The sequence below is a fragment of the Gemmata algarum genome, from assembly GCF_034097035.1.
Classification (GTDB): Bacteria; Planctomycetota; Planctomycetia; order Gemmatales; family Gemmataceae; genus Gemmata; species Gemmata algarum.
In genome coordinates this window covers 125,587-150,073 of record NZ_JAXBLV010000034.1, presented here as the reverse complement: position 1 = coordinate 150,073, position 24,487 = coordinate 125,587, and the positions used below count along the sequence as shown (strand labels likewise).

Genomic DNA, 24,487 nt, shown 5'->3' with positions numbered 1-24,487 from the left:
GGGGGGGCGGCGCGGGGGGGGGGGGGCGGGGGCGGGGGGCGGGGGGGGGGCGCCCCGGGGGGGGGGCGGCCCCCGGGGGGGGCCCGCGCACCGCACCGAAAGCCAGAACCAAAAAGGAGCACACCCGTGGCGCTGACCGGCGAACTCTCACGCATCGACGACGAACTCCGCCGCGCCTACGACGGCGAGTGCTGGCACGGCCCGCCGCTGCGGGAGGTGCTGAAGGGCGTCACGGCGGCGTCCGCCGCGGCCCAGCACCCGCACCTCACGCACTCCGCGTGGGCGCTGGTGAACCACCTCGCCGCGTGGATCGAGGTCGTCGCGAGCCGCGTTACCGAGTGGCGGCCGATCACGGAGCCGGACGCGGGCGATTTCCCGCCCGTCACGGACACGAGCGACGCGGCATGGGCGGCCACGCTCGCTGACCTGGACCGCCGGCACCGGGCCCTGCTCGACGTGGTGGCCGGCATGGACGCGGCGAAGCTGGACTCCACCGTACCGGGCAAGTCGTACCCGGTGGCGGTCATGCTGCACGGGACCGCGCAGCACTATGCCTACCACGCCGGCCAGATCGCGCTGCTCAAGAAACTGGTGGGGTGACCGGTTGCGCCGGCCCGGCCGGGCACGACTCGCCGGCCGGCCGCAGTTCCATATCGTCCGGGCCGAGTTCCCGCCCGTCGTGGGCGCGGAACGCCAGCGGCCGGACCGGCTTCTTGTCTCGTTTGTCCACCAGCACGTAGGGGCTGTCGCCCCCGCACCCCTCGCCCCACTGCCGGATCGCCATCAGCACCAGGAACAGCCCGCGCCCCTTCTCGGTCAGCACGTACTCCTGGTACGCGCGCCCCTCGACCGTGACCTGCTCGAGCACCCCGAGCGCCACCAGCTTCCGCAACCGCACGGTCAGGATGTTCTTGGCCACCCCGAGGCTCTTCTCGAACTCCCCGAACCGGCGGTCCCCGGTAAACGCCTGCCGCACGATCAGCACCGACCACGCGTCCCCGATCGCTTCCAGGGACCGGGCGAGCGGGCACGCCTCGTTCTCTAAACTCTTACGTTTCATAGCTTTTCCCCCGTTGTGGGAGAATTCTGGAATTCGGTTGCAAGGTGCAACTACTAGCTATTGTATCCCCAGCCAGTTGCGACTTGCAACTTCTCAAGCGGGAGGCAGTCATGGCGAAGAAACTCGACGGTAAGGTGGCGGTGGTAACGGGGGCATCGAAGGGGATCGGGGCCGAGATCGCCCGGCACCTCGCGGCCGAAGGGGCGGCCGTGGTGGTCAACTACGCCAGCAGCAAGGCCGGCGCCGACAAGGTGGTGGCCGACATCACGAGCCAGGGCGGTAAGGCGGTCGCGGTGGGCGGGGACGTGTCGAAGAAGGCCGACGCCGAGGCCATCATCGCGGCGGCGGTGAAGACCTACGGCCGGCTCGACGTGCTGGTCAACAACTCCGGGGTGTACGAGTTCGCCCCGATCGAGCAGATCACCGAAGAACACTTCCACCGCCAGTTCAACATCAACGTCCTCGGCCTGCTGCTCACCACCCAGGCCGCCGTCAAGCACCTGAAGGAAGGCGGCAGCGTCATCAACATCGGGTCCGGTGTCAGCCGCATCACCCCGCCGAACACCGCCGTGTACACCGCGACCAAGGGCGCGGTGGACGCGATCACCGGGGTGCTCTCGAAGGAGTTGGGGCCGAAGAAGGTCCGCGTGAACTCGATCAACCCCGGCCTGGTTGACACGGAGGGCGCGCGGACGCTGGGGGCGATCGGGTCGGAGATGGAGGCCGGGATGGTGGCCCAGACCCCGCTCGGCCGGGTCGGCCGGCCCGCGGACATCGCCGCCGTCGCCGTGTTCCTCGCGTCGGACGACGCCGGCTGGCTGACCGGCGAAACCCTCCTGGCCACTGGCGGGATGCGGTAGCTCACAGAGCCCGGGCACTCGGCTCGGCTGCTGATGATCCAAGGGTCACGGGGCCATCGGAGCGGAATACGCCGCGGGGTACGCGGCAGATTACGCCGACGGCCGGGCCGCTCTGTCCCTTCATCCGGCCGACAGGTCGGTCGAGAACTTCGTGCTCTGGACCTACGGCGCGGCAAACAAATACGGGCTGAGCGAGAACCCGCGGCTGCGGAGCAACTTCTACGGCGGCTCGCTGGACATCGGGCACCACCTCAACGAACCCGGGGAGGTGCGCTGCGCCGCAATGTTAAGAACTGGTGGCCGTATACGCGGATGCTCGCGGCTTCGTTTCCACCATGCGACCCTCATGTTCACGAGGGCGAATTTTGACAGGATCAACAGGATTGACCGGATGAAGACAGGTCGATTTGAAATCCTGTTGATCCTGTCGATCCTGTCAAAATCTTCTGGGCTCCTCCATCGATCGCTAGGGCTATACGCCCCCGCTCGGGGGGAGGAGGCTGTCCAAGCGGAGAACGCTTCACCAAACAAACTAATACGCAACAGGTTACCGTCGCATTATTTGGTTTTATTTCTTGTGGCACAGACATTCCTGTCTGTGCGGCCTTCCCGCGCCGCACAGACAGGAATGTCTGTGCCACAAGAAATAAAACCACCACCCGGGCCGTGAATAAGGCCCAAGCGGGCAAAACGGCGTCACTTCGCGAGCAGGTCGCGCCCGAGGCGATCGGCCTTCTGGAGCGCTTCGGGCAGCTTCGCGGGCTCCTTCCCGCCGGCCTGCGCCTGCTCCGGCTTCCCGCCGCCGCCGCCGCCGATCACCGGCGCGACTTGCTTCACCACGTCCCCGGCCTTCAGCCCCTTCTTCACGAGGTCCGGCGTGAGCGCGGCGATCAGGAAGGCGCTCTCCGGGCCTTCCGACCACCCGAACACCACGAACGCCGACCCGCACTTCTGCTTCACGCGGTCGATCTGCGTGCGGACCGTTTCGTTGCTCGCCCCGTCGGGCAGTTTCGCGACGACCACCTTCGCCCCGCCCACCTCCGGCGCCGACGCGATCAGCTCATCGACCACCCCCGTGAGGGCCGCGGCGACCGCTTTCTTGAGCTGCGCCTGGGCCGCCTTCAGTTGCTCCTGAAGCGCCCCGACGCGCGTCGGCAGTTCGTCCGGGCGGCACTGGAACGTGCCCGCGAGTTCGTCCACGATCGCGCTGCGCGCCTGCACGTCCTCGTAGGCCGGCTTACCGGTCACCGCGGTGATGCGCCGGATGCCCTTCGCCACGCCCTCCTGGGAGGCGATCTTGAAGTACCCGATGGTGCCGGTGCGCGGCAAATGCGTCCCGCCACAGAACTCCACCGACATGTCCTGGGTCACCTTGTCGGGCGTCTCGGCGCCGATCATAACGACCCGCACGGGGTCCGGGTACTTCTCGCCGAACACCGCCCGCACGCCCGGCAGCTCTTTCGCCTGCGCCAGTGGCATCGTCTGCGCCGTGACCACCTGGTCGAGCACCACCTGCCGGTTGACCCGGCGCTCGATCTCGCGCAGCTCCTCGGCCGTCACCGGCTTATCGTGCGAGAAGTCGAACCGGGTTTTCTCCTCGTCCACGAGCGAGCCCTTCTGCTCGACGTGGTGCCCCAGCACCTCGCGCAGCGCGAGGTTCAGCAGGTGCGTGGCGGTGTGGTTCCGCATCACGTCAATGCGGCGCGTCGTGGTCTGCTGAAGGGTGACCCGGTCGCCGACCTTCAACTCGCCCGAGAGCAGCGCGCCGACGTGCAGCACCGTTTCGCCGAGCCGCTGCGTGTCTTCCACCTCGAACTCGGCGCCGGCGGTGCCGGGCCGATCGATGGTGCCGGTGTCGCCCACCTGCCCGCCCTGTTCGGCGTAGAAGTTCGTGCGGTCCAGCAGCAGCGCGGCCGAGTCACCGGCCTTCAGCGCGCCGGTCCGAACCACCTCGTTGTCAACGACCCAGCCGAGCACGGTCGCGTCAATGACCGCAGCGGCGTACTTGGGGGCGTCGTCGGTCGGGGGCAGGTCGCCCTTCACCGCGGTGACGGCGAACTTCTTCCCGCCGGCCCGCGCGCCGTCCTGGGCGATTTTCATCTCCTCTTCAAAGCCCGGCACATCGACCGTCAGGCCCTGCTCCTGGGCCATCTGGAGCGTGATGTCGATGATGACGCCGTAGGTGTCGTGGAGCTTGAACGCCTCCTTGCCGCTCACCTGCGTGCGCCCTTCGTCCTTCATCTGCGCGGCGATGCGGTTGAACAGCGTGATCCCGCGCCGCAGGGTGCGCAGGAACGCCGCCTCTTCGTCGCGAATCTGATCCTTGACCTTGTGCGGGTTCTTCTTCAGCTCCGGGAACGCCGCGCCGAAGTGCTCCACCACCGTATCAACGAGCCGGTAGAGGAACGGTTCGTTCGTGCCGAGCACCTGATACCCGTAGCGCTCCGCGCGCCGCAGGATGCGCTTGAGTACGTAGTCGCGCCCCACGTTCCCGATGGTCGCGCCGTCGGTGAGCGCGAACGTGAGCGTGCGGATGTGGTCCGCGATCACCCGGTACGCCGTGTCCTTCAGGTCGTTCAGGTCGCCGCCGTAGGGCCGGTCGCACAGCGTGACCTTCTGGATCGCCTCGAACAGCGGGGTGAACACGTCCGTGTCGTAGTTGCTGCTCTTCCCCTGGATCACCGAGCAGATGCGCTCGAACCCCATGCCCGTATCGACGTGCTGCGCGGGCAACGGTGTGAGGCTCTGGTCCTCGTTCCGGTTGAACTGGATGAACACCAGGTTCCAGATCTCGATGACCTTGTCCGTGCCGCCGTTCACCAGCGGGCCGCCGCTCTTGTCGGGCGTGCGGTCGATGTGGATCTCGGTACACGGCCCGCACGGCCCGGTGTTCCCCATCTCCCAGAAGTTGTCCTTCTTGTTGCCGAGGTGGATCCGCTCCTCGGGCACGCCGACCGCCTTCCAGAACCCGGCCGCCTCGTCGTCGCGCGGGATGCCGTTCGCCGGGTCGCCTTCAAAAACGGTGACGTGCAGGCGCGTCGGGTCGAGCTTCCACACGTCGGTGAGCAGCTCCCACGCCCACGCGATCGCGTCCTTCTTGAAGTAGTCCCCGAAGCTCCAGTTCCCGAGCATCTCGAAGAACGTGTGGTGATACGTGTCCCGGCCCACGTCGTCGAGGTCGTTGTGCTTGCCGCCCGCGCGGATGCACTTCTGGGTGTTCGCGACCCGCACCACCGGCGGCTTCTCGGTGCCGAGGAAGTACGGCTTGAACTGGTTCATGCCGGCGTTGGCGAACAGCAGCGTCGGGTCGTTGAGCGGCACCACCGGCGACGACGCGATGTTCGTGTGCCCGTGCTTTTTGCAGAAAAAGTCGACGAACTGCTGACGAATTTCGTTGGAAGACAGCATGTATTTCTCGCGGGTGGCGGGTCCCCGGGCGGGTGGCGCCGGCCGGGTGCGTTACGGAGAAAGACACGGACTCTGCCGGAAAGTTCAAGAGGTTGGTGCGAACGGCACCGGCGGGCAGAATCTCGGCCGATCCGCCGGAAACGGATTTGCTCCCCTGCTCGGAGTTGGCTAGTCTGTGCAAAGCTAGACCCCTAGCATTTCGCAGATCCCAACTCTTCCAGCGGAGAAGGTCGAATGGCCCGCGACCGTTACGACGACGAAGACGACGAACGTGGACCGCCGCGGGGGCGTGGCCGCTCGCGCGACGACGACGATGACGACGATGACGACGACTACGAAGCTCCCCGAAGAGGGACACCGCCGCCCAACTACTTGGTCCAGTCGATCCTCGTCACGCTCTGCTGCTGCCTCCCGTTCGGGATCGTGGCGATCGTGTACGCCGCCCAGGTGAACTCCAAGTGGCAGAGCGGGGACAGCGCCGGCGCCCGCCGGGCGTCGGACGCGGCCAAGATGTGGTCCTGGATCGGGTTCGGCATTGGCATCGTGGCGAACCTCATTGGCGTCGCGATTCAGGTCATGGCCGCTCAAGCGGGCGGGGTGCGGTGACCGGCGGCATTTCCCCTGCTACAGTTAAAATCGGCGTGCGAGCCGCTCTGGTGGCGCTCGCCGCGGTCGCGGCTGTTGCGGTCATGTATTTGATCGCAACGACGCGGCCGACGCCGGCAAGTTGGTACCCGAAGTGCATTCATTATCGGGCCAGTGGATTTCACTGCCCTGGTTGTGGTACCGGCCGTGCGCTCCACCACGCCCTGAACGGCAACTTTGTTCAAGCCGCCCGCAACAACATCCTCGCAATTGTCCTTCTCCCGACCGTAGCTGTGGCCGCTGGACCGCGATTAATGGCGTGGGTCCGCGGGCGCCCCGCCCCGCCACGTCGTCTGCTCGGCGCTCGTTGGGTCTGGCTGCTCGTGGTACTGTTTCTGCTTTTCTGGGTGGGTCGCAACATTCCCGTTACCCCCTTCACTTATCTCGCGCCGCAAGAACTCAGTTCGGCAGAAACTTCTGCTTCGAAATGAGAACGCCAGATATTGGCGTTTTTCATGAATGGCTTCGTTCAATGTGCTCCTTGCCTCTCGATCGGCAGTGATTCCGGCAGCACCTCCCGAAGACCGAAGGGCCTACCTAGATCAGCCACATCCAACTGAACCAATCACCGCAAAGCCTTTCACAATAAACATTAATGGCCCGGCAAAGCGATGCAAACACGTCCAGAACATCTGTGGCCGTACCGTATCTCGTGTGCTGAGAACTGATACGGCGGGCAAATATGAGAGAAAAAGGAGTTGTGAAAGGTCGATGAGAGTGGTACGGTAACTTCTGTCGGGCCAAGTCAAGCAATTTTGGTCGAGACTCAGTCGCCTCTCACAAATTGCGGTCGCCATCAGTCCGGGCCATTCGTGCCCTGCGGCCGAGCCGGAAAGGTTCTGACGATGAAACGCGATCACCGTGCCCTGTCCGAGGTTCGTGAGCGGTCCCCGTTCGCCACCCCGCCGCACATCCTGGTCGTCGCGGACACCGCCGACATTGGTGAGGCCGTTGAGTTGGCCGAAGCGCTGGACGAATGCGGTGCGGACGCCGAGGTGCGCCTCACGGCCGACGCCGCGGCTGATTTCCACGGCGAAGCGGACGCCGTCATTTTCGCAGGCGCGGCGGGCGACTCCGGTGTGTTCCGTCACGGGGCCGTGCGGGTCGCGGTGACCGACGAGCGTGCCTCCGTCAGCGGATACGACTTTGTGGTGAACCGGCCGGTAAACCCGTCGGCGCTGATGCGCCGCCTCGGGGAGCGTCTGCCGAGCGTGCGACACTGATCCGTTGCCGTTGACGAATTTGTCTCAGCCCGTTAGCCTCCGTCGCGGCCCGACCGAAACATCGGTCGGGCCGCGACGGAGGCCGTTTTCATGAGTGAGGCGAGCGCCCCCGAACAGGCCCCGGGCCGGTGGGGCTGGATCGTGGTCGGCGCGGTAATCGCCATTGAATTGGCCGCTCTCACATCTTACGCGCGGCGCGAAATCGCGTGGGCGTATCCGGGTTTTTACGACCAGTGCGCGTACATCACGATGAGCTATGACATCGTGACGGATGCGGCCGCGCGCGGGCTGGTCCCGGCGTTGCGGGCACATCTGGCACGAGAGCAGCCGACAGGCGTGCTGTTGCCGCTACAGGCGGCCGCTCACTGCCTCATCTTCGGGCACGACCGGGTGAGCTTGCTGAGCGTGAACTTCGTTCACCTCGCGGTGCTGCAATGCGCGCTGGCGGGGACGCTGGTGTGGCTCACGCGGAGCTGGTGGCCTGCGCTGACCGCGGTGGGGCTAACACTGCCGTTGCGAACCGTATTTCTGCCGACGGGCGGCGCGTTCGACCTGCGCATGGACTTCGGCGCGTTCTGCCTGTACGGGGTGTTTCTGTGCGCGCTGGTCCGGTCGCGGCTGCTGGTCAACCCGCGCGGCGCGGCGGCCGTTGGTGCGTGCGCCGCGGTTGCGGTTCTATTCCGGTTCATCACCGCGGCATACCTGGCCGCACTCCTGACTACCTTGGGGGCCGGATTGCTGGCGTGGCGGTTCGCCCGGCGTGACCCGGCCGCGCGAGCTATGGCCGCCCGACGGTTGCGCGGGCTGCTGATCACGGCCGGGGTGCTGGCGCTCGCCGCCGGACCGGTGCTGTACAACCAGCGTAAAGCGATCCGGGCGTACTACGTGGTCGGACACGTCACCTCGTCGGAGAAGGACATCCGGCGGGCCGAGGTGGGCTTGCGCGAGTGGGCCGACGACGCGCTGTTCTACCCGCTGGCGCTCCGGGTCCACACCGGCCCGGCGTTCTGGTGGGCGGCCGTGGCGGTCGGCACGATCGGCGCGGCGGGCGCGTTCTTGACCGCACGCGCCGCCCGACCCGGGACAAGGGGACTGATCCCGGTGGTCGCGGCACTCGGGTTCGGGGCGCCGTTCCTCGTACTGAATGCGAACGCGGTGAAGTCGCCCGTGGTGGCCAACGTGCTGCTACCGCCGCTGGTGCTGGCGGCCTTGGCCCCGCTCACCGTGGGCCGAGGCCGGCTCGCCAGCGCCGGGGCTGTTGCGGCGCTGGCACTGGGGCTCGGCGGGCTGCTGGAGCACCTGGCCGCACCGGGGCCGTTCGTCGCGGCCGACGCCCGCGTGAGTGTGAAGTTACTCGACGACTTGATCGAGACACGGGGCCGGAAAGGTTTTGAGGCGCCGGAGGTGTTCAACGACGCCTGCACGCACGATGTCACGGGGCTGGGGCTCCAGATCCTGGAGTTCGAGCGCACCGGCCGGTGGGTCCGGTACCCCGACGGCACGCCGATCTTCGCCGGCGACGAAGAGGACCACATGCGGCGGCTGGCGCGGTGCGAGTTCGTGGTCCTCAAGGGCGTACCGGCCGGCCAGTTCCGTTACCCCTACGACGAACAAATGGAGCGCATGCGGCCGCGGCTCAAGGCGTACTGCGACGAGCGCATGGAGAAGGTCGGGGAGTACCGGATCCTGGGCCGCACCGTCACCACTTACGTTCGCCGCGCGCTCCGCGCGGAGGGGGTCAGCGGAGACGGATGGGTCACGGCCGACGGGGTGCAACTGGTGGGCACCGGCGCGGACCTGCGCGGGTGCGCCCGGATCGAACTGGCCCGCACCGCGATGCCCAACTTTCTGGGGCGGACGGACGTGCGAGCCGAGGTCGAGGTTCACGGCCGGGCGACGCGGACGCTCCCCGTAACCGTGGCCGACGACCTGCGATCGGTAACGATCGACTGGGAACCGGTGGACCTGCCGGCAGACGCGCCGGTGGTCATTCGGGTGCGGTTCACCGAGTCGTTCCGGCCGGCCGAGCGCGGGTTGCCGCCCGCGGACACGCGGGCGCTGGTGATGCACGTCGGCCCGCGCCCGCGGGTGCTGCTGCACCCGGTCTCGGCGGACCGCTGAGCCCGGCCCTCACGCCGGCTTCAGCACCGCGAGCAGCAGCTTGTAGATGCCCGCGGGCGTGTCGGCGTCGCCGGACCGGAGCCGCAGGTACACGCTCTTGTCGTCCACAATCTTCAGCCGCCCCCGGCTCGCGGCCACGAACTGCTTCGCGCGCTCCGCGCTCCGGTAGGTGAACACGATGTCCTGGCCGTGCCGGTGCACGCTCGCCACCTGCCACTTCACGCACAGCAGCCGGACCTCGGTGGTGCGCAGGAGCCACTCCACCGGCTCCGGGGGCTCGCCGTAGCGGTCGCGCAGCTCCGTGCGGAAGTCGGCCAGCTTCGCCGGGTCCCGGAGCCGGGCGAGGCGCCGGTACACCTCGATCCGGAGCTTTTGCCCCTGCACGTAGTCGCGCGGCAGGTACGAGGGCCACGGCAGATCAACCACCACGTCCACCGCGACCTTCGGCGGCTGGTGCTTCAGCGCGCGGACCGCGTTCTCCAGGAGCTGGCAGTACAGCTCGTACCCGATGGCCGCGATGTGCCCGCTCTGCTCCCCCCCGAGGATGTTGCCGGCCCCGCGGATCTCCAGGTCGCGCATCGCGATCTTGAACCCCGCGCCCAGCTCGGTGAACTCCTCGATCGCCTTCAGGCGCCGCTGCGCGGTCGGGTTCAAGAGCTTCAGCGGGTTCACGATGAAGTACGCGTACGCCCGGTGCTTCGACCGCCCCACCCGCCCCCGCAATTGGTGCAGGTCGGCCAGCCCGTAGGTGTCGGCCTCGTCGATGAAGATGGTGTTCGCGTTGGGGATGTCCAGCCCGCTCTCGATGATGGTGGTCGCGACCAGGATGTCGGCCTCCTTGCGGACGAACCGCACCATCGCCTTCTCAAGGTCGTGCGCGTCCATCTGCCCGTGGCCCACGGTCACCTTCGCCTCGGGCACGAGGATCTCGATCTTGGTGGCGACGTCGTAGATGTCCTGCACGCGGTTGTGAACGAAGTACACCTGCCCGCCGCGGTTCATCTCGCGGAGGATCGCGTTCCGCAACTGCTTGTCGTCCCACCGGGTGATGTGCGTCTCGACCGGCTGCCGGTCCGCGGGCGGGGTCTCGAGGTTGCTGATCTCGCGGATGCCCAGCAGCGACGCGTGCAGCGTGCGCGGGATCGGCGTGGCGGTCATCGTGAGCACGTCGACCGTCGCGCGGAGGTGCTTCAGCCGCTCCTTATGCTCCACCCCGAACCGCTGCTCCTCGTCGATCACCACGAGGCCCAGGTCTTTGAACGTCACGTCCTTCGAGAGCAGCCGGTGCGTGCCGACGATCACGTCCACCTCGCCGGTCGCGAGCTTCTTGAGCGTCTCCTTCTGCTTCGCGCCGCTCTTGAACCGGTTCACCGCGTCCACCACAAAGGGGTACTCGGCGAACCGCTGGGTGAACGTGCGGAAGTGTTGCTCCGCCAGCACCGTCGTGGGCACCAGGATGGCCACCTGCTTCCCGCTGTCGACGGCCTTGAACGCGGCGCGGATCGCCACCTCGGTTTTGCCGTACCCGACGTCGCCGCAGATGAGCCGGTCCATCGGCTTGGTCTTCTCGAGGTCCCCCTTCACCTCGGCGATCGCGGAGAGCTGGTCGGGCGTTTCCTGGTACGGGAACGCCGCCTCGAACTCCTTCTGCCAGTCCGAGTCGGGCGGGAACTGGTGCCCGGGAACGGCCTGGCGCAGCGCCTGGATGTTGATCATCTCGGCCGCCATGTCGCGGACCGCCTCGGACACCTTCTCTTTCTTGCGGCTCCACGCGGCGCCGCCGGGCTTGCTCAGTTGCGGCTCGGTCTGCGACCCGCCGACGTACTTCTGGACGAGGTCGATGCGGGTCGCCGGGACGTACAGGAAGATGCCGTCCCGGAACTCCAGGACGAGGTGCTCCTCTTCGGCGGCGGGGTTCGCCGGCCGCTCGTCGGGGAACAGCGAGTCCTCGCCCGGGTCCGGCTCCTGCGCGCCGCTCGCCTTGTCCAGCATCCGCATCCCGCGGAACCGGGCGATCCCGTGGGCCACGTGAACGACGTAGTCGCCGTCGTTGAGGTCGAGGAACGAGTCGATCGCGCGCGACTCGATCGTGCGGCTGGATTTGGCCTGCGCCTTCGCCCCGGGCGGGAGCAGGTCCTTGTGGAAGATCTCGTGGCTGCCCAGGACGATGACGCCGCTCTCCACGAGCCGGAACCCGCTGCGCACGTGCCCGGTGACGAGGCGCAGCCGGTGCGACTCCGCGAGCTTGCCCGCCTTCAGCACCTCCGTGAGCCGGTGAACCTCGGCTTCGCTCTGGCAGGCGACGAGCACGCGGGCGGTCGCGTTGTGCGCGATCGAGTCCAACTCGTCCCGCACCCGGTGGACGCTCCCGCTGAACCGGTTGACCGACTCGACACGCAGGTGAACGGACGCCTCCACGCTCGGCCGCGGCAGCGCGGACAGCACCACGCTGGGGAGCTTCATCAGGCCCGCGAACGCCTGCTCGGTGGTGTGCAGCCCGTCGGTGGTGGAGACGCGCTCGTGAAAGTGCTTCGCCTGCTCGCGAAGGTCGCGCGGCTCGATCAGCACGACCCACGAGTCGGGCGGGAGGTACTCGGCGAGGTGGCCCTTCGCCGGCCGCGTGCCGCCCGTGCCCTGGTCGGTCGGCAGGAGCGTGACCTTGCCCTTCTTCTCCAGGCTCCGCTGCGAGCCGGCCGCGAACGTGCGCAGGCTCTCCACCTCGTCGCCGAAGAACTCGAGCCGGAAAGGGTCCGGGGAGTCGGGCGGGTAGATGTCGCAGATGCCCCCGCGGCGGCTGAACTCGCCCGGGAACTCGACCGCGTCCACGCGCTTGTAGCCGTTCGCGACGAGCCACTCCGCCAGTTCGCTCGGCTCGACGATGTCGCCCGCGGCGAGCGTGCGACCACGGGCCGCGAGGTCGGCGCGCTCGGGCACCGGCTGGCACACGGCAGTGATCCCGCACACCACCACCTTCGGCGGCCCCTCGGACCCGCCCGCCGGTCTCTGGAGCTGCTGGAGGAGGCGCAAGCGCGACGTGGTGACCGGGTCGAGCTTCCCCCGGTTGGAGGACACCGGCCACGACTCCCACATCTCGAACACGGCCGGGCGCGTGCCCAGGAACGAGGCCATGTCTTCGGCCCACGGCTCGACCTCGACGGGGTTCGGCACCACGACCAGGAGCGTGCCCCGGACTTCGGCCGCCAGGGCCGCGGCCGCGAGCGCCGCGGAAGACCCCCAGGCCCCGTCGACGGTCCCGCTGCGCCCGGACGCGAGCGCGGCACGCATCTCCGCCCAGCCCTCGGTTCGGTGCAATAAGGAGGGCAAGGCGCGTAAATCCGCGTCCGCCGGCACCGCCAGAGCCGCCGTCGTCATGAGAGGTTCCTCCAACCGCCCATTCTACTAATGTCGAGCGAGGGATCGGTGACCAGCCTGATGCACACAACCGTTTCCTTCGGCGCAATCGCCCCATCACGCAAGCAGTGAATGACAGGGGAGTTGCGAACGAAATTCGCCTTTTGCGCCCCCTCCACAGAGCAATTGACGAGCGGAAATGTTGATTAAAAGTACTCGGAACGGTTGCCGCAGTCTCCTTTTGATCGCATAAAGACGCGACCGATGTCAGCCGAGTCCACCTGAATTCGCCCCGCCTTCGCGTTCACTCTCGTTTAGCGCGCCTCAGCCGGAGTGCCGATTAACAGGGAAGGAGTCACCACCGCCGCACCTCGCACGTGTCCCCGCTCCGCACCTTGACACCGCACCCCACAAACACGGAGGATCCCCCCGCGATGATTCCATTGTCCCGCTACCTCGGTCGCCTGTTCCGCACAGAGCCCCACGGGAGCGACCGGCTTGCGCTGCGAGCCGCACCCGCGGTGGTGTGCAAGCCCGAACCGGCGCTGAGGGGGGAGGAGCTGTTCCGCTCGTTCGGCACCGGCGACACCCGGTCCTACGCGCTGAAGGGCGTGACGGCCGATTTCCAGCCGGGTGAGCTGAACCTCCTCATGGGGCCATCCGGGAGCGGGAAGTCTACCTTACTGGCGGTGCTGTCCGGGCTGCTGCGCCCGGACGCCGGGGCGGTCGGCGCGCTGGGCCGGAATGTGTGGCAGATGAGCGAAGACGAGATGGAGCGGTTCCGGCTCCGGCACTGCTCATACATCTTCCAGGGGTACAACCTGTTCCCCGCGCTCACCGCCCGCGAGCAGCTCGAGCTCGTCCTCAAGTGGGGCGAGGGGTGCTCGGCCCGCGAAGCCCGCGCCCGTGCGGACCGCGTGCTGGGTCAACTCGGGCTGTCCCGGAAGGCGCACCTGCGGCCGGCGGAAATGTCCGGCGGCGAGAAGCAGCGGGTGGCGATCGGCCGGGCGCTGGTCAAGAACCCCGCGCTCGTGTTCGCCGACGAGCCGACCAGCGCGCTGGACTGGGATAACGGCCAGCAGGTCATTAACCTGCTCACCGAAACGGCCCGCGAGCGCGGCGCGATGGTGCTCGTCGTCACGCACGACCCGCGCCTCACCTCCTACGCCGACCGTGTGTTCGAGCTGGCCGACGGGCAGCTCGAGTCGGAAGCGGCGTGCGGCGCGAGCGCGTCGGGGCTGCCGCGCGAATACGAGCACCTCCCGCTGGCCGAGCACGCCCCCCGCGTTCGCCTCTACAACCCGGACAACTGAACGGCGGCTCTTCGAACTGCGATTCTACCAACAAGGTTACCCAGAGGTCGAAGCGGTCTGGTTGAGTGAGAGCGAATTCGGACCGGCAACCATCTCTCGGATGGCAGCGGTACGGGTGGGCTCAGCGCACCTGTCACCGGGTCTCAATTCACGTTTACGTCGTGGATGTGCACAGTAGATTTTTAGTGCCCGAGCGTCCCGAACAGGGCCGCCAAGGTACTGCGATTTGGCTCAGTCTGGTCGCTGGTAAAAACACGAACCGCCCGGGTACTGGTCGCCTCTCCCCTCGACCAGATACCCGAGCGGTTGTATTAAGCGAGAACCTTCTTGCCTCAACAGTTGGCCGGCCAGCCTCTCCCCTCTGCCCGACTCGCTGTTCAGTTTCAGGTTCGCTGCTGAACATAGAGCATTATGCGCGCCAAACGCTAGCGCCAGCACCATCTCCCAGAAGCCATGTGCGCGCAAGTTAAAAACCAGCATCACATTACGTCAAAATAATTCTTCCATGCCCTCTCTCAAATTGAGACCAACGCCCGCTCTCAACTGCTGTTGTCGCGGGCAGTGAAACAGCCTCGCTGCTGCGCCTTGTGACATTTCCGACAAAGTTCGTGGTAACCCACGTGCCGAATGACTCCTGCGAGCCACTTTCCGTGTCGTTGACGGTCTGTAGCTGCCGACCGTAACATCGGGATAGCGTGTGCGACGCCCGGCACCGGCCCCCACACGCTCTACGGGAGCACACATGGCCACGGACGTTCGACTCAAGGAAGAGTTGCCCAGCATCACCGACCAACTCGTCGAGACGTACACCGAGTGCAGCCGCCTCAACCACCTCGCGCACGAGCCGTTGCCGAACCGTGACGCGGTGGCCAATATCGCCGGAGACCTCTTCGAGGTGCTGTACCCCGGTTACGGGAAGCGTCAGAACCTTCACATCGGTAACATCGCGTACTACGTCGGCAGCTTGGTCGACGCGCTGCACGACAAGCTCACCACACAGATCGCGCGCGCGTTACGCCACGAGTTGTGCCACGAGAGCCCGCACGCGGACTGCGAGAAAATGGCTCAGCCGAAGGCCGTCGAACTGCTCCGCCGGCTGCCCGCGGTGCGCAAAACCCTGGAACAGGACGTGGACGCGGCGTTCCGCGGCGACCCGGCGGCCCGGAGCCACCACGAGATCATCTTCTGCTACCCCGGGCTCGAGGCCATTACGATTTACCGCGTCGCACACGAGTTGCACCGGCTCGGCGTGCCGTTCATCCCGCGGATGATGACGGAACTGGCCCACGCGAAAACCGGCATCGACATCCACCCGGGCGCGACCATCGGTTCCGGGTTCTTCATCGACCACGGCACCGGCGTCGTCATCGGTGAAACGTGCCACCTCGGCCGGAACGTGAAGCTGTACCAAGGCGTGACGCTCGGCGCGCTCAGTTTCACAAAGGACGAAGAGGGCGGACTGCTGCACGGCACCTACAAGCGACACCCGACGCTCGAAGACAACGTCATCGTGTACGCAAACGCCACAATCCTGGGCGGGCAGACGGTGATCGGCGCGCGAGCGGTGGTCGGATCGAACGTGTGGCTCACGGAGAGCGTTCCCCCGGACACGACCGTAGTGCTGGAAAAGCCGAAACTGCGGCTGAAGGGCGCGAAGCCGGTGAACGAGCCCCTCACCTATGAGATCTGATGGCAGCGGCGAAGAATCACCCTCGTCCGGCCCCTGATCCATGAGCACCTACGAATGAACCCTTCCGACACCACGCGGCTCGACGACTACCGGTTCCAGATGGGACACGACGCCGGGAACTTGGCCCTGGTGCTCGATTCGCTCACGGACGCGATCACCGCGCTGAACCAGCACTTGGTGTACTACCGGCTCGAACAGGGGCAGAGGCAGGCACCCCCGCCGGACCTCGCGCCACTTCGCGAGGTTCTTGCGGACGCGAAAGGGCTCGTGCAGGAGTCGCTGTTGCGTTTGAAAGGCAAAGATTGATTCGCGGTGCCAGGAACGGTTACATCACCAAGCGGGGTTTGGCGGACTTGGCCGCGTTGCACGCGGTGCAGATGCCGCGGATCACCAGCGTGTGCCCTTCTGCCCGGAACTGGTACTCCTGAGCGACCTTTTCCAGAATCGCTTCCAGTTCTGCGCTTTGGAATTCGGTCATCGAGTGGCAGGTCTCGCACACGAGGTGGTCGTGTGCGGGGTACCCGTAGTCGTGATCGAAAACGGTGCGCGCGCCCAACTCGATCCGGCGCAACAGCCCCGCGTCCACCAGTTTCGACAGGGTGCGGTAGACGGTGGCTCGGCTCACCCGCTTGCCCGCGGTCTTCAGATTGTCGATCAGTTGTTCGGCGTCGAAGTGAGAGTGCCGCGCGAACACGTGTGCCAGCAACTCCCGCTGCTGGTCGGTGAACCGCTGCGGCTTGGGTCGGCTGGCAAGGTACTCCCGGAACTTGTCTTCCGGGGTTTGAGAGACCGCGACGGCTGGCAGTGACACGAGGTGCGCTCTCCCTGGCTCGAACGGGCGCGAGCAATCCTGACACCAATTATAGTGCGATTCGCTCGGACCGGGCGTAAAGACGACGAGAAAGCCGACCCGCATCCGGGTCGGCTTTCGGGAGCGGAGCCGAAGGCGGGGTTCAGATCCGGCCTTCCGCCCGGCGCAACAGCGCCTCCTCGGCCAACAGCCACTTCTCTTCGGTGTCATAGGTGCCGTCGGCGATCTGTTGCCGAACGCGGGCCACCAGCTCGTGCCGAATACCGTCCACGTTCTTCGCCTCCGCGGCCAGCGCTATTGGGGCCGGTTCCGCGACGGGCGAACCGCTGCGCCGCGCAAACCGGTCAAATGCCGGAGCCGCGGGGGCGGACTTAACGACGGCGACGCGCCAGCGGTGCCAGCCACGTGGTGAAGTCTCACGCATGGGAATAACGTCTCCCTGCCGGCGCGGGTGGACCCGTGCGGCAGTCGGTCGGTGTGCGCCGGCGCCGACGGGTCGGCACCTCGCGCACGCGGTTCACCCTCTCCCGGACCGGCGCAACTCGGGTGCCGGAGCCCCCGAGCGTCCAGTCCAAACCGGCGGTCGCGGGCCCGAATCCTGGCCCCGCGGTCGTCAGTTTCGGTCCTGCGTAGAGCGGAATCCGCCGCCCACCGGGACACGGTTCACCTGTTCAGTGAGCCGCGTCCCATTCTACGCAGGTGTATCGTCGTTCGCGCGCAACCGCTCGCAGGAAAATGCGCACCTGGTTGCTCGCCTTTGGCCCTTAGAAGTCGTCGCGCGCCCGTTACTCGGGTGGTGCTCAGCGGGGGGCTCACGCGGTCGCTCAGGCCCCCGTTCGCTGCCCACTTTGCCGGAATCAACTCAAGCCCCCGCCGGCGGCTGCGTTCAGGAGGTCGCGATCCGTATCGGTCGCGCGGCACTCACATCAATGCACGGAACAACAGGCTCAAAACCGGACACGCGATCCGGAAACATCAAGTCCGGGCGCTAAACTCCCGCCGCGGCACGCGACCGGCCCGCGGCGATGTGCGCCGCGCGGGTCGGAGCCGGGTGCCGGTAGCCGCTCAGCGTCGCTCGAACCAACTGGGTGGCCGACGCGATATCAGTCCGGTGCCCCGGCGACACGAACACCGGTTTCACGCCGGTCGCGGAGCGGACGACGGCACCAACTTCTGCCCCGTCAACGGACAGCGGCGAGGCTTCGCCGGCGGTGCGGCCCGGCTCGGCGTAATCGCCCACCAGCCAGCTCTTCGCGCACCCCACGCACGGCAAGTCTAGCCACAATCCGAGGTGGCAGGCCAGCCCGAACCGCCGCGGGTGCGCGATCCCCTGTCCGTCGAGCATAACTGCATCCGGCGTGTGGCGCAAATCACTGAACAGTTCGAGCAGGGCCGGCACCTCACGGAACGACAGCAGCCCCGGAACATACGGGAAAGTCACTTCCCGCGACACCGTAAGCTCTTCGACCACCGACAGATCGTTCATCTTCAAGATAACGACCGCCGCGAACAGCCGCGGCTCGGTCAGGTGGTACGCGATGTCGCACCCTGCGATCAGGCTGATGGGACCCGGCGGGGGCGCGGAAACGTCCACGCGCTCGCGGAGCGCGTGCTGGAGCGCGACCGCTTCGGCTTCGCTCGCGGGCCAATCGTGGAGGCGGTTGATGTGCATCGTGGCTCACACCGGCTGGTCTTGGCAATAATTCCGATCGTAACGACGAGCTGACGGGCCGGTCGGTTCGTGGCGAAACGAAACCCCGCGGCGTAAAGTGTGTTAAGAATTGGAACAGATGTAACCGTTTTGCCGGCTCGCCGGGTTGGAGCCCGGGCGTTCTCCCTCGGTGCGCAGGTTGCGCGACCGCCGGGCACAGGCCGACGCGACCGGGCGAGCGAACACCGACGAGACGCCGAGCGCCGTGATTTCTCCTCATTCTCTTACCGGCCCGCGCCCCTCGGCCGGGAGCGGAACGAATCCGCGACTGCTTCACGAATTTTTTACCCGGGCGGCCCGGCTGTGGCCCGGGAACGTCGCCATCGACGCCCCGCCGTGCCCCGCCCGTTCGGCTCGCCGCACGGTCACCTATGCCGAACTCGATCGCCGCTCCGACGCCGTCGCCGCGCGGCTGCGCGAGTTCGTAGCCGGCGAGTGTGTGGTCGCGGTCGCGCTGCCGCGGAACTCGGAACACGTGTACCTCGCTCAGCTCGCCGTGCTCAAGGCCGGGGCGGCGTATGTGTGCCTCGATCCCGCGTTCCCGGACGCGCAACTCGGCATCATCCTCGGTGACGCCCGCCCGGTCGCCGTGCTAACGGACGGCCCGGGACTGGCCCGCGTGCGTCGGCTCACCTCGGCGTGCGCGCTGGACGCGACCGCGGCTGAATACTTCGGCACCCACACGCCGCCCGCCCCGGCACCCTGGCTCACGCCCGAGAGCCTAGCGTACCTGATCTACACGTCCGGCACCACCGGGCGGCCGAAGGGCGTGATGGTTGAACACCGGGCCATCGCGAACCTGGTGCGCGGCGACCTCGCCACGTTCCCGGCGGCGCCCGGCGATCGGGTCGCTCAAAGCTCCTCGTGCGCCTACGACTCGTCGGTCGAAGAGGTCTGGATGGCGCTGGCGGCCGGGGCCACGCTCGTGGTCATGGACGACGACGCGACCCGGCTCGGACCGGACCTCGTTCCGTGGCTGCGGGACGAGGGCGTGACCGTGTTCTGCCCGCCCCCCACGCTCCTCCGGGCCACCGGGTGCGAGCGCCCGGACCGCGATCTGCCGGAGTTGGCTCGCATCCACGTGGGCGGTGAACCGCTGCCGCAGGACATCGCCGACCGGTGGGCGCCCGCGCGGTTGCTGGTGAACGACTACGGCCCCACCGAGTGCGCCGTGGTGGCGCTGCGCGGGGCGGTCGGCGCCGGGGACAACATTCACATCGGGACGCCCGTCCCCGGGGTTCGCGCCTGGGTGCTGAACGAGCGGCTCGAAGAGGTGCCCGACGGCGAAACCGGCGAGCTGTGCCTCGGCGGGGCCGGGCTCGCGCGGGGGTACCTGAACGACCCCGAGCTGACCGCCCGCAAGTTCCCGGTTCACCCGCGGCTCGGCCGGATCTACCGCACCGGCGACCTTGCCCACCGAACGGCCGATGGCACCTACGTCTGCCACGGCCGCATCGACTCGCAGGTGAAGGTGCGCGGGTACCGGATCGAGCTGGAGGCGATCGAGTCGCGGCTCGCCGCGTGCCCCGGCGTGCGCGCGGCCGCGTGCCGGGTGCAGGGCGAGGGGCCGCAGCAGCAGATCGCGGCGTTCGTCGTGCCGGCCGACCCCGCCCACGCACCGCCCTTCGACGCCCTCAAGGAGGCGCTCCGCGCGCAGCTCCCGGGGTACATGGTTCCGGCCCACTTCGGGCTGCTGTCGGCGCTACCGGTGTCGGTGAGCGGGAAGCTGAACCGCCGGGCGCTGCCCGAACTCGCGGCCCACGCCCCCGAAGCCCACAAGCGGGTGGTGGAGCCACGCGACCCGACCGAACAGCTCATCGCCGACGCCGCCCGGCGGGTGCTCGGGCTGACCGAGCGCGTGTCGGTCGACCACGACTTCTTTCACGACCTCGGCGGCGACTCGCTCCGCGCCGCCATGCTGGTGTCCGCTCTCCGCGACGACCCGCTGACCGCCGGGCTGGCGGTGCGCGACCTGTACGAGGCGCGGACGGTCGAAGGGCTGGCCCGGCGCGCCCGGCAGGCCCCGCCTCCGGCGCCCGACGCACCGGCGCCTGCCGCGCCCGCGCCTCGTGCGCACCCGCTGTTCGCCACCGTGGTCCAAACCCTGTGGCTGCTGCTCGGCGTGTTCACGGTCGGGCCGCTGGTGTACCTGCTCGCGTTCCACATCGTGCCCGACGCGACCGAGCGGTTGGGGCTGACGCCGTTCCTGCTGACCGCCCCGTTGCTGTACGCGGCCGGGGTCGCGCTGTACGCGGCCGGCTCGGTGCTGTTCGCCGCGGCCGTGAAGTGGCTGCTGATCGGCCGCTACCGGCCGACCCGCGCGCCGATCTGGGGCGGCTTCTACGTCCGCAACTGGATCGTCCAGCAGACCGCGCGGCTGATCCCGTGGGGCTTCCTCGACGGCACCGTGTTCACCGGGGCGGTGCTGCGGCTGCTCGGGGCGAAGGTCGGCCGCGGGGTCCACATCCACAAGGGCGTGGCGCTCGTCCACGGCGGCTGGGACCTGCTCGAGATCGGCGACGACGTGAGCATCGCCCGCGACGCCACGCTCCGGCTGGTCGACCTCGAAGACGGGCAGATCGTGGTCGGCCCGGTCGCGATCGGGAGCGGCGCGACGCTGGACATCCGGTCGGGCATGGCCCCCCACACGCGCCTCGGCGAGAACGCCTACCTGGCCGCGCAAGCGTACCTGGTGCCCGGCGCCGCGGTGCCGGCGGGCGAAACGTGGGCGGGCGTCCCGGCGGCCCCGGCCGGGTCTGCGCCCGACGCGCCGCCGCTGCCGGCCGGGGCGCGCGGGCTGTCGCCGGTCGCGCACGGGCTGCTGCTGTGCGGCGCGAAGCTCGCGCTGGCGGCGTTCACGCTGCTCCCGCTGGCGCTGGCCGCCGTGGCGTACTCGTGGGCGGCCGGCATCGACACCTCGGCCGCGACCGGGTGGCTCCTCCACCCCACCCTCGGACCCGATGAACTGCTCGTCGGCGTTGCTCTGTCGGTGCTGTCCGTCCCGGTGCTGCTGGTGTCCCGGTGCCTCTCGATGCGGGCGATGGGCGCGATCCCGGAGGGCGTGGTGAGCCGGTGGAGCGTCACCTACGCCCGCGTGCTGCTCAAGCGCGACACCCTCGACTGGGCGAACGACTGGCTCAACGGCACGCTCCTGTGGCGCGCGTGGCTCCGCGGCGCGGGCATGACGATCGGGCGCGACACCGAGGTCAGCACGATCTTCGATACCGTGCCGGAGCTGGTGGAACTCGGGCCGGGCACCTTCTTCGCCGACGGCATCTACCTCGGCGCCCCGCGCGTCCACCGCGGGACCGTGACGCTCGCACGCACGACGCTCGGGTCCGGCGTGTTCCTCGGGAACTACGCGGTCGTACCGGCCGGGCAGAACGTCCCGGACGGCGTGCTGCTCGGCGTGTGTACGGTCGCCGACGACCGCGTCATGACCGCAGGCACCTCGTGGTTCGGGGTGCCGCCGTTCGAGCTGCCCCGGCGCGAGATCGTCGCGGCCGACGCCGGGCTGACGCACCGGCCGTCGCGCATCCGGTACGTGAACCGCGTGTTCTGGGAACTGCTGCGGTTCACCCTTCCGGTGGCGCCGCTCCTCCTGGTGGTGACGTGGTTCGCGGCGCTCGAGGCGGCGCAGCCGCACGTGTCGCCGGAGGCACTGGTGTTCGGGGTGGTCCCGGCGCTCGACCTGGCGTTCCTGGTCGCGCTCCCGCTGTTCGGGCTGGCGCTCAAATGGGCGCTGCTGGGCCGGGTGCGCCCGGCCACACGCGGGCTGTGGTCGTGCTGGTGCAGCCGGTGGGACTTCAACTACATCGCCTGGCACTACCTCGCGCTGGCCCCGATGCAGGCGCTCGAGGGCACGATCCTGCTCAACTACTACCTGCGGGCGCTGGGCGCGAAGGTCGGCCGCGGCGTCGTGATCGGGGACGTGTTCGCCTGCGTGGTCGATCCCGACATGCTGGAGATGCGGGACGGGGCCACCGTGAGCTGCCTGTTCCAGGCGCACACGTTCGAGGACCGGGTGCTGAAGATGGACCGCGTGGTGATCGGGGCGGGGGCCTCCGTGGGCGTCGGTGCGGTGCTCTTGTACGGGTGCCATGTCGGCGCGGGCGCCCGGGTCGCGGGGCACAGCGTGGTGATGAAGCGTGAGCGGCTGCTGCCGAACCGCGCCTACGCCGGGTGCCCGACCGTCGCGGGCTGACGGCACCGGTTCCGCGAAGGCAACCCACCCCCAACCCCTCCCTGAAGGGAGGGGAGCAAGAAGCGGCTTTAACGCTTCGCCCATCCGGTGCGTCAGGCGGGGCGCTCAAACACCCCTCCCTTCAGGGAGGGGTTGGGGGTGGGTTGCCTTCGCCCCGCTCACCCCGCCACCCCCTCCGGGCGCGGCGAGTGCGGCTCCTCGCTCAGCTCGAAGCCCAGTAGCGGCTCGTCGGCGAGGCGGGCGGCGATGCGCACCGTGAACGCGCTCCCGCGGCCCAGCTCGCTGTGGACCGTCACGTCCCCGCCGAGCAGCTTCGCCAGCTCCCGCACGATCGACAGCCCCAAGCCGGTGCCGCCCTGCTCGCGGGTCATCGGGTTCGCGGCCTGCCGGAACTTCTCGAAGATCAGGTCCTGCTCCTCGGGCGCGATGCCGACCCCGGTGTCGGCGACCGTCAGCACCAGGTCGGTGCCGTCGGTCGCGGCCTTGAGCGTCACCCGGCCGCCCTCGGGGGTGAACTTCACCGCGTTGGACAGCAGGTTCGTGATGATCTGGTGAACCTTGCCGGCGTCCTGGCGGGTGGCCGGCGCGTTCGGGTCGGCCACCACCCGCACGTCGATGTTCTTCTTCTCGGCCTGCGGGCGGATCTGGGCCGCCGCGTGCTCGCACGCCTGGGCCGCGTTGAACGGCTCCGGGTGCAGCCGCATCTTCCCCGCCTCCAGCTTGGCGAGTTCCAGGATGTCGTTGATGAGCGCCGTCAGCCGCTGGCCGCTGGTCATGATGTTGCCCGCGTACCGCTGCTGCTTCTCGGTGAGGTTCTCGGCCGCGATCAGCACCTCCGAGAACCCGATGATGCTGTTGAGCGGGTCCCGCAGCTCGTGGCTCATGGTGGAGAGGAACTCGCTCTTGAGCCGGTTGCTCTCGAACAGCGCCATGTTCACCCGGGCCAGTTCGTCCACTTTGCGGTCCAGGTCGGCGATCAGCTTGCGGTTCCGCTCCTGGATGTTGGTGAGGTTGCGGAGCATCCGGTTGAACGCGTGCGACAGGTCTTCGAACTCGTCGCCGGTCTGGATCTCGCTGCGGATGTTGAGCTCGCCGGCGGCGATCGCCTCGGACACCTCCTTCAGGTGCTTCACCGGCTTCACGATCACGTACCGGATGATGAGGTAGCTGCCCGCGATGATGAGCAGGGAGGTGCCGATGGCAAACGAGAACAGCAGCGCCCGGTTGGTGTGAAACCCCTCCTCGATCGACTGCGTGGAGATGCGGATGCGGACCACGCCCATCACCTGCCCGGGTTGCAGGTCCGGGTTGACGGCCTTGGCGCCGGCCCGCAGGGGGTCCTTGTGGCACTCCACGCACGAGGGCTGGGCGCGGACCGCGGCGTAGTAGTAGAAGGCGTTCTCCTTGGGGGCCTTGCGGGTCTCCTCGTTCTTCAGCGGGTCGGTGGTGAGCTTGGTGAACACCGGCAGGTCGTCGCTGTCGGGCTTGTCGGCGTCGTCCAGGGCCTTCGGCTTGAGCAGCCGGACGTTGTACCCGCGGAGCGTCTGCGGCCAGTGCCAGTCCCCCTCCGCGAGGTGCTGGAACTCGTCCACCGCCTTCAGCACGTCCCCCTTCACGTGCATCCGGGCCACGCTCGGCGCCAGCAGCGCGCGGCCGGTGGTCTCGAGCTGCTCGGACGCCAAGTCCTCGGTCTGCTTGGAGTAGACCCAGAAGCTGCCGGTCATGAGCACCAGAACCCCGGCCCCGAGCAGCCACCGGCACTTCCGCTCCAAACTGGTCTCACCGACCAGCCGCTTGAACGCCTTGTAGGACATGGCAGAGGGGGCAAGAGTTAAGGGTCAGGAGTTAAAAGTTAGAGATCTCCGCCAGGAATGTCGGCACATCGGGCACTTCCCCATCGCATTTCCTCGCATACCGCTTCCAGAAGTTTTGCTTTTCGTCGCGACCGCTCCCCGCAGAGCCTTGGGCACCGGTTTCCGTTCGCTTGCCCCAGCCCATTTCACAACCATGTAGAGCGCACAAATCGCTTTTCATCAAGACGTTGCGTCGTTTCTATCGGGCAATCCTGGTTCTGATCCCGGTGGCACTTG

The 24,487-nt window shown here is 68.0% G+C and carries 17 protein-coding genes; 10 read left to right on the top strand and 7 right to left on the bottom strand.

What is annotated here, in order from left to right; translation table 11 throughout:
- Positions 1–126: 126 nt before the first annotated feature.
- A complete protein-coding gene (locus tag R5W23_RS05590) occupies positions 127–600 on the top strand; it encodes a DinB family protein (protein ID WP_320685479.1) in 474 nt (157 codons plus the stop codon).
- Here R5W23_RS05590 and R5W23_RS05585 read toward each other — a convergent pair.
- Positions 581–1,060 carry a winged helix-turn-helix transcriptional regulator gene (locus tag R5W23_RS05585; RefSeq protein WP_320685478.1) on the bottom strand — a complete coding sequence of 160 codons (480 nt, stop codon included), beginning with the start codon at positions 1,058–1,060 and terminating at the stop codon, positions 581–583. The genes R5W23_RS05590 and R5W23_RS05585 overlap by 20 nt on opposite strands.
- A 110-nt stretch (positions 1,061–1,170) precedes the next feature.
- On the opposite strand from R5W23_RS05585, the gene R5W23_RS05580 reads away from it, so the two are divergent.
- Entirely contained in the window at positions 1,171–1,920 is a 750-nt protein-coding gene (locus R5W23_RS05580; protein ID WP_320685477.1) for a glucose 1-dehydrogenase, read from the top strand.
- Positions 1,921–2,616: 696 nt separating this feature from the next.
- On the opposite strand, the gene alaS is transcribed toward R5W23_RS05580, so the two are convergent.
- Positions 2,617–5,328, bottom strand: coding sequence for an alanine--tRNA ligase (gene alaS / locus R5W23_RS05575; protein WP_320685476.1), 2,712 nt, complete (start codon positions 5,326–5,328; stop codon positions 2,617–2,619).
- Between the two features lie 234 nt (positions 5,329–5,562).
- Here alaS and R5W23_RS05570 point away from each other — a divergent pair, with 234 nt between their 5' ends.
- From R5W23_RS05570 to R5W23_RS05555, 4 genes are all read left to right on the top strand, one after another.
- Positions 5,563–5,934: a CD225/dispanin family protein gene (locus R5W23_RS05570; protein ID WP_261187708.1), complete on the top strand. Its 372-nt coding sequence runs from the start codon at positions 5,563–5,565 to the stop codon at positions 5,932–5,934.
- Entirely contained in the window at positions 5,931–6,404 is a 474-nt protein-coding gene (locus R5W23_RS05565) for a DUF2752 domain-containing protein (protein ID WP_261187707.1), read from the top strand. The genes R5W23_RS05570 and R5W23_RS05565 overlap by 4 nt, the downstream gene beginning before the upstream one ends.
- 414 nt (positions 6,405–6,818) lie before the next feature.
- On the top strand, positions 6,819–7,196 hold the full coding sequence (locus R5W23_RS05560; protein WP_320685475.1) for a hypothetical protein: 378 nt from the start codon (positions 6,819–6,821) through the stop codon (positions 7,194–7,196).
- Between the two features lie 90 nt (positions 7,197–7,286).
- A complete protein-coding gene (locus R5W23_RS05555; RefSeq protein ID WP_320685474.1) occupies positions 7,287–9,317 on the top strand; it encodes a hypothetical protein in 2,031 nt (676 codons plus the stop codon).
- A gap of 9 nt (positions 9,318–9,326) precedes the next feature.
- On the opposite strand, the gene mfd is transcribed toward R5W23_RS05555, so the two are convergent.
- Positions 9,327–12,689, bottom strand: coding sequence for a transcription-repair coupling factor (mfd, locus tag R5W23_RS05550; protein ID WP_320685473.1), 3,363 nt, complete (start codon positions 12,687–12,689; stop codon positions 9,327–9,329).
- Positions 12,690–13,102: 413 nt separating this feature from the next.
- Here mfd and R5W23_RS05545 point away from each other — a divergent pair, with 413 nt between their 5' ends.
- The 3 genes from R5W23_RS05545 to R5W23_RS05535 all read left to right on the top strand — a co-directional run bounded on the left by R5W23_RS05545 (position 13,103) and on the right by R5W23_RS05535 (position 15,977).
- The gene (locus R5W23_RS05545) at positions 13,103–13,981 is read left to right on the top strand and encodes an ABC transporter ATP-binding protein (RefSeq protein ID WP_320685472.1); all 879 of its coding nucleotides are present in this window, start codon (positions 13,103–13,105) and stop codon (positions 13,979–13,981) included.
- A gap of 742 nt (positions 13,982–14,723) precedes the next feature.
- On the top strand, positions 14,724–15,671 hold the full coding sequence (epsC, locus tag R5W23_RS05540) for a serine O-acetyltransferase EpsC (RefSeq protein ID WP_320685471.1): 948 nt from the start codon (positions 14,724–14,726) through the stop codon (positions 15,669–15,671).
- 54 nt (positions 15,672–15,725) lie between these two features.
- Complete coding sequence (locus R5W23_RS05535; protein WP_261187701.1) at positions 15,726–15,977, top strand: hypothetical protein; 252 nt, start codon at positions 15,726–15,728, stop codon at positions 15,975–15,977.
- Between the two features lie 19 nt (positions 15,978–15,996).
- On the opposite strand, the gene R5W23_RS05530 is transcribed toward R5W23_RS05535, so the two are convergent.
- From R5W23_RS05530 to R5W23_RS05520, 3 genes are all read right to left on the bottom strand, one after another.
- The gene (locus tag R5W23_RS05530; protein WP_261187700.1) at positions 15,997–16,482 is read right to left on the bottom strand and encodes a Fur family transcriptional regulator; all 486 of its coding nucleotides are present in this window, start codon (positions 16,480–16,482) and stop codon (positions 15,997–15,999) included.
- 142 nt (positions 16,483–16,624) lie between these two features.
- Complete coding sequence (locus tag R5W23_RS32500) at positions 16,625–16,753, bottom strand: hypothetical protein (RefSeq protein WP_326522213.1); 129 nt, start codon at positions 16,751–16,753, stop codon at positions 16,625–16,627.
- 717 nt (positions 16,754–17,470) lie between these two features.
- On the bottom strand, positions 17,471–18,154 hold the full coding sequence (locus tag R5W23_RS05520; protein WP_261187698.1) for an endonuclease V: 684 nt from the start codon (positions 18,152–18,154) through the stop codon (positions 17,471–17,473).
- A 178-nt stretch (positions 18,155–18,332) separates the two neighbouring features.
- On the opposite strand from R5W23_RS05520, the gene R5W23_RS05515 reads away from it, so the two are divergent.
- The gene (locus R5W23_RS05515; RefSeq protein ID WP_320685469.1) at positions 18,333–22,397 is read left to right on the top strand and encodes a non-ribosomal peptide synthetase; all 4,065 of its coding nucleotides are present in this window, start codon (positions 18,333–18,335) and stop codon (positions 22,395–22,397) included.
- A gap of 158 nt (positions 22,398–22,555) precedes the next feature.
- On the opposite strand, the gene R5W23_RS05510 is transcribed toward R5W23_RS05515, so the two are convergent.
- On the bottom strand, positions 22,556–24,211 hold the full coding sequence (locus R5W23_RS05510; RefSeq protein WP_320685468.1) for an ATP-binding protein: 1,656 nt from the start codon (positions 24,209–24,211) through the stop codon (positions 22,556–22,558).
- Positions 24,212–24,487 lie beyond the last annotated feature (276 nt).

Excerpts from the sequence above, each read along its gene's own strand:
- R5W23_RS05585 (WP_320685478.1), bottom strand. The coding sequence starts at position 1,060 with ATGAAACGTAAGAGTTTAGAGAACGAGGCGTGCCCGCTCGCCCGGTCC.
- R5W23_RS05580 (WP_320685477.1), top strand. The coding sequence starts at position 1,171 with ATGGCGAAGAAACTCGACGGTAAGGTGGCGGTGGTAACGGGGGCATCG.
- alaS (WP_320685476.1), bottom strand. The coding sequence starts at position 5,328 with ATGCTGTCTTCCAACGAAATTCGTCAGCAGTTCGTCGACTTTTTCTGC.
- R5W23_RS05570 (WP_261187708.1), top strand. The coding sequence starts at position 5,563 with ATGGCCCGCGACCGTTACGACGACGAAGACGACGAACGTGGACCGCCG.
- R5W23_RS05560 (WP_320685475.1), top strand. The coding sequence starts at position 6,819 with ATGAAACGCGATCACCGTGCCCTGTCCGAGGTTCGTGAGCGGTCCCCG.
- R5W23_RS05555 (WP_320685474.1), top strand. The coding sequence starts at position 7,287 with ATGAGTGAGGCGAGCGCCCCCGAACAGGCCCCGGGCCGGTGGGGCTGG.
- mfd (WP_320685473.1), bottom strand. The coding sequence starts at position 12,689 with ATGACGACGGCGGCTCTGGCGGTGCCGGCGGACGCGGATTTACGCGCC.
- R5W23_RS05545 (WP_320685472.1), top strand. The coding sequence starts at position 13,103 with ATGATTCCATTGTCCCGCTACCTCGGTCGCCTGTTCCGCACAGAGCCC.
- epsC (WP_320685471.1), top strand. The coding sequence starts at position 14,724 with ATGGCCACGGACGTTCGACTCAAGGAAGAGTTGCCCAGCATCACCGAC.
- R5W23_RS05535 (WP_261187701.1), top strand. The coding sequence starts at position 15,726 with ATGAACCCTTCCGACACCACGCGGCTCGACGACTACCGGTTCCAGATG.
- R5W23_RS05520 (WP_261187698.1), bottom strand. The coding sequence starts at position 18,154 with ATGCACATCAACCGCCTCCACGATTGGCCCGCGAGCGAAGCCGAAGCG.
- R5W23_RS05510 (WP_320685468.1), bottom strand. The coding sequence starts at position 24,211 with ATGTCCTACAAGGCGTTCAAGCGGCTGGTCGGTGAGACCAGTTTGGAG.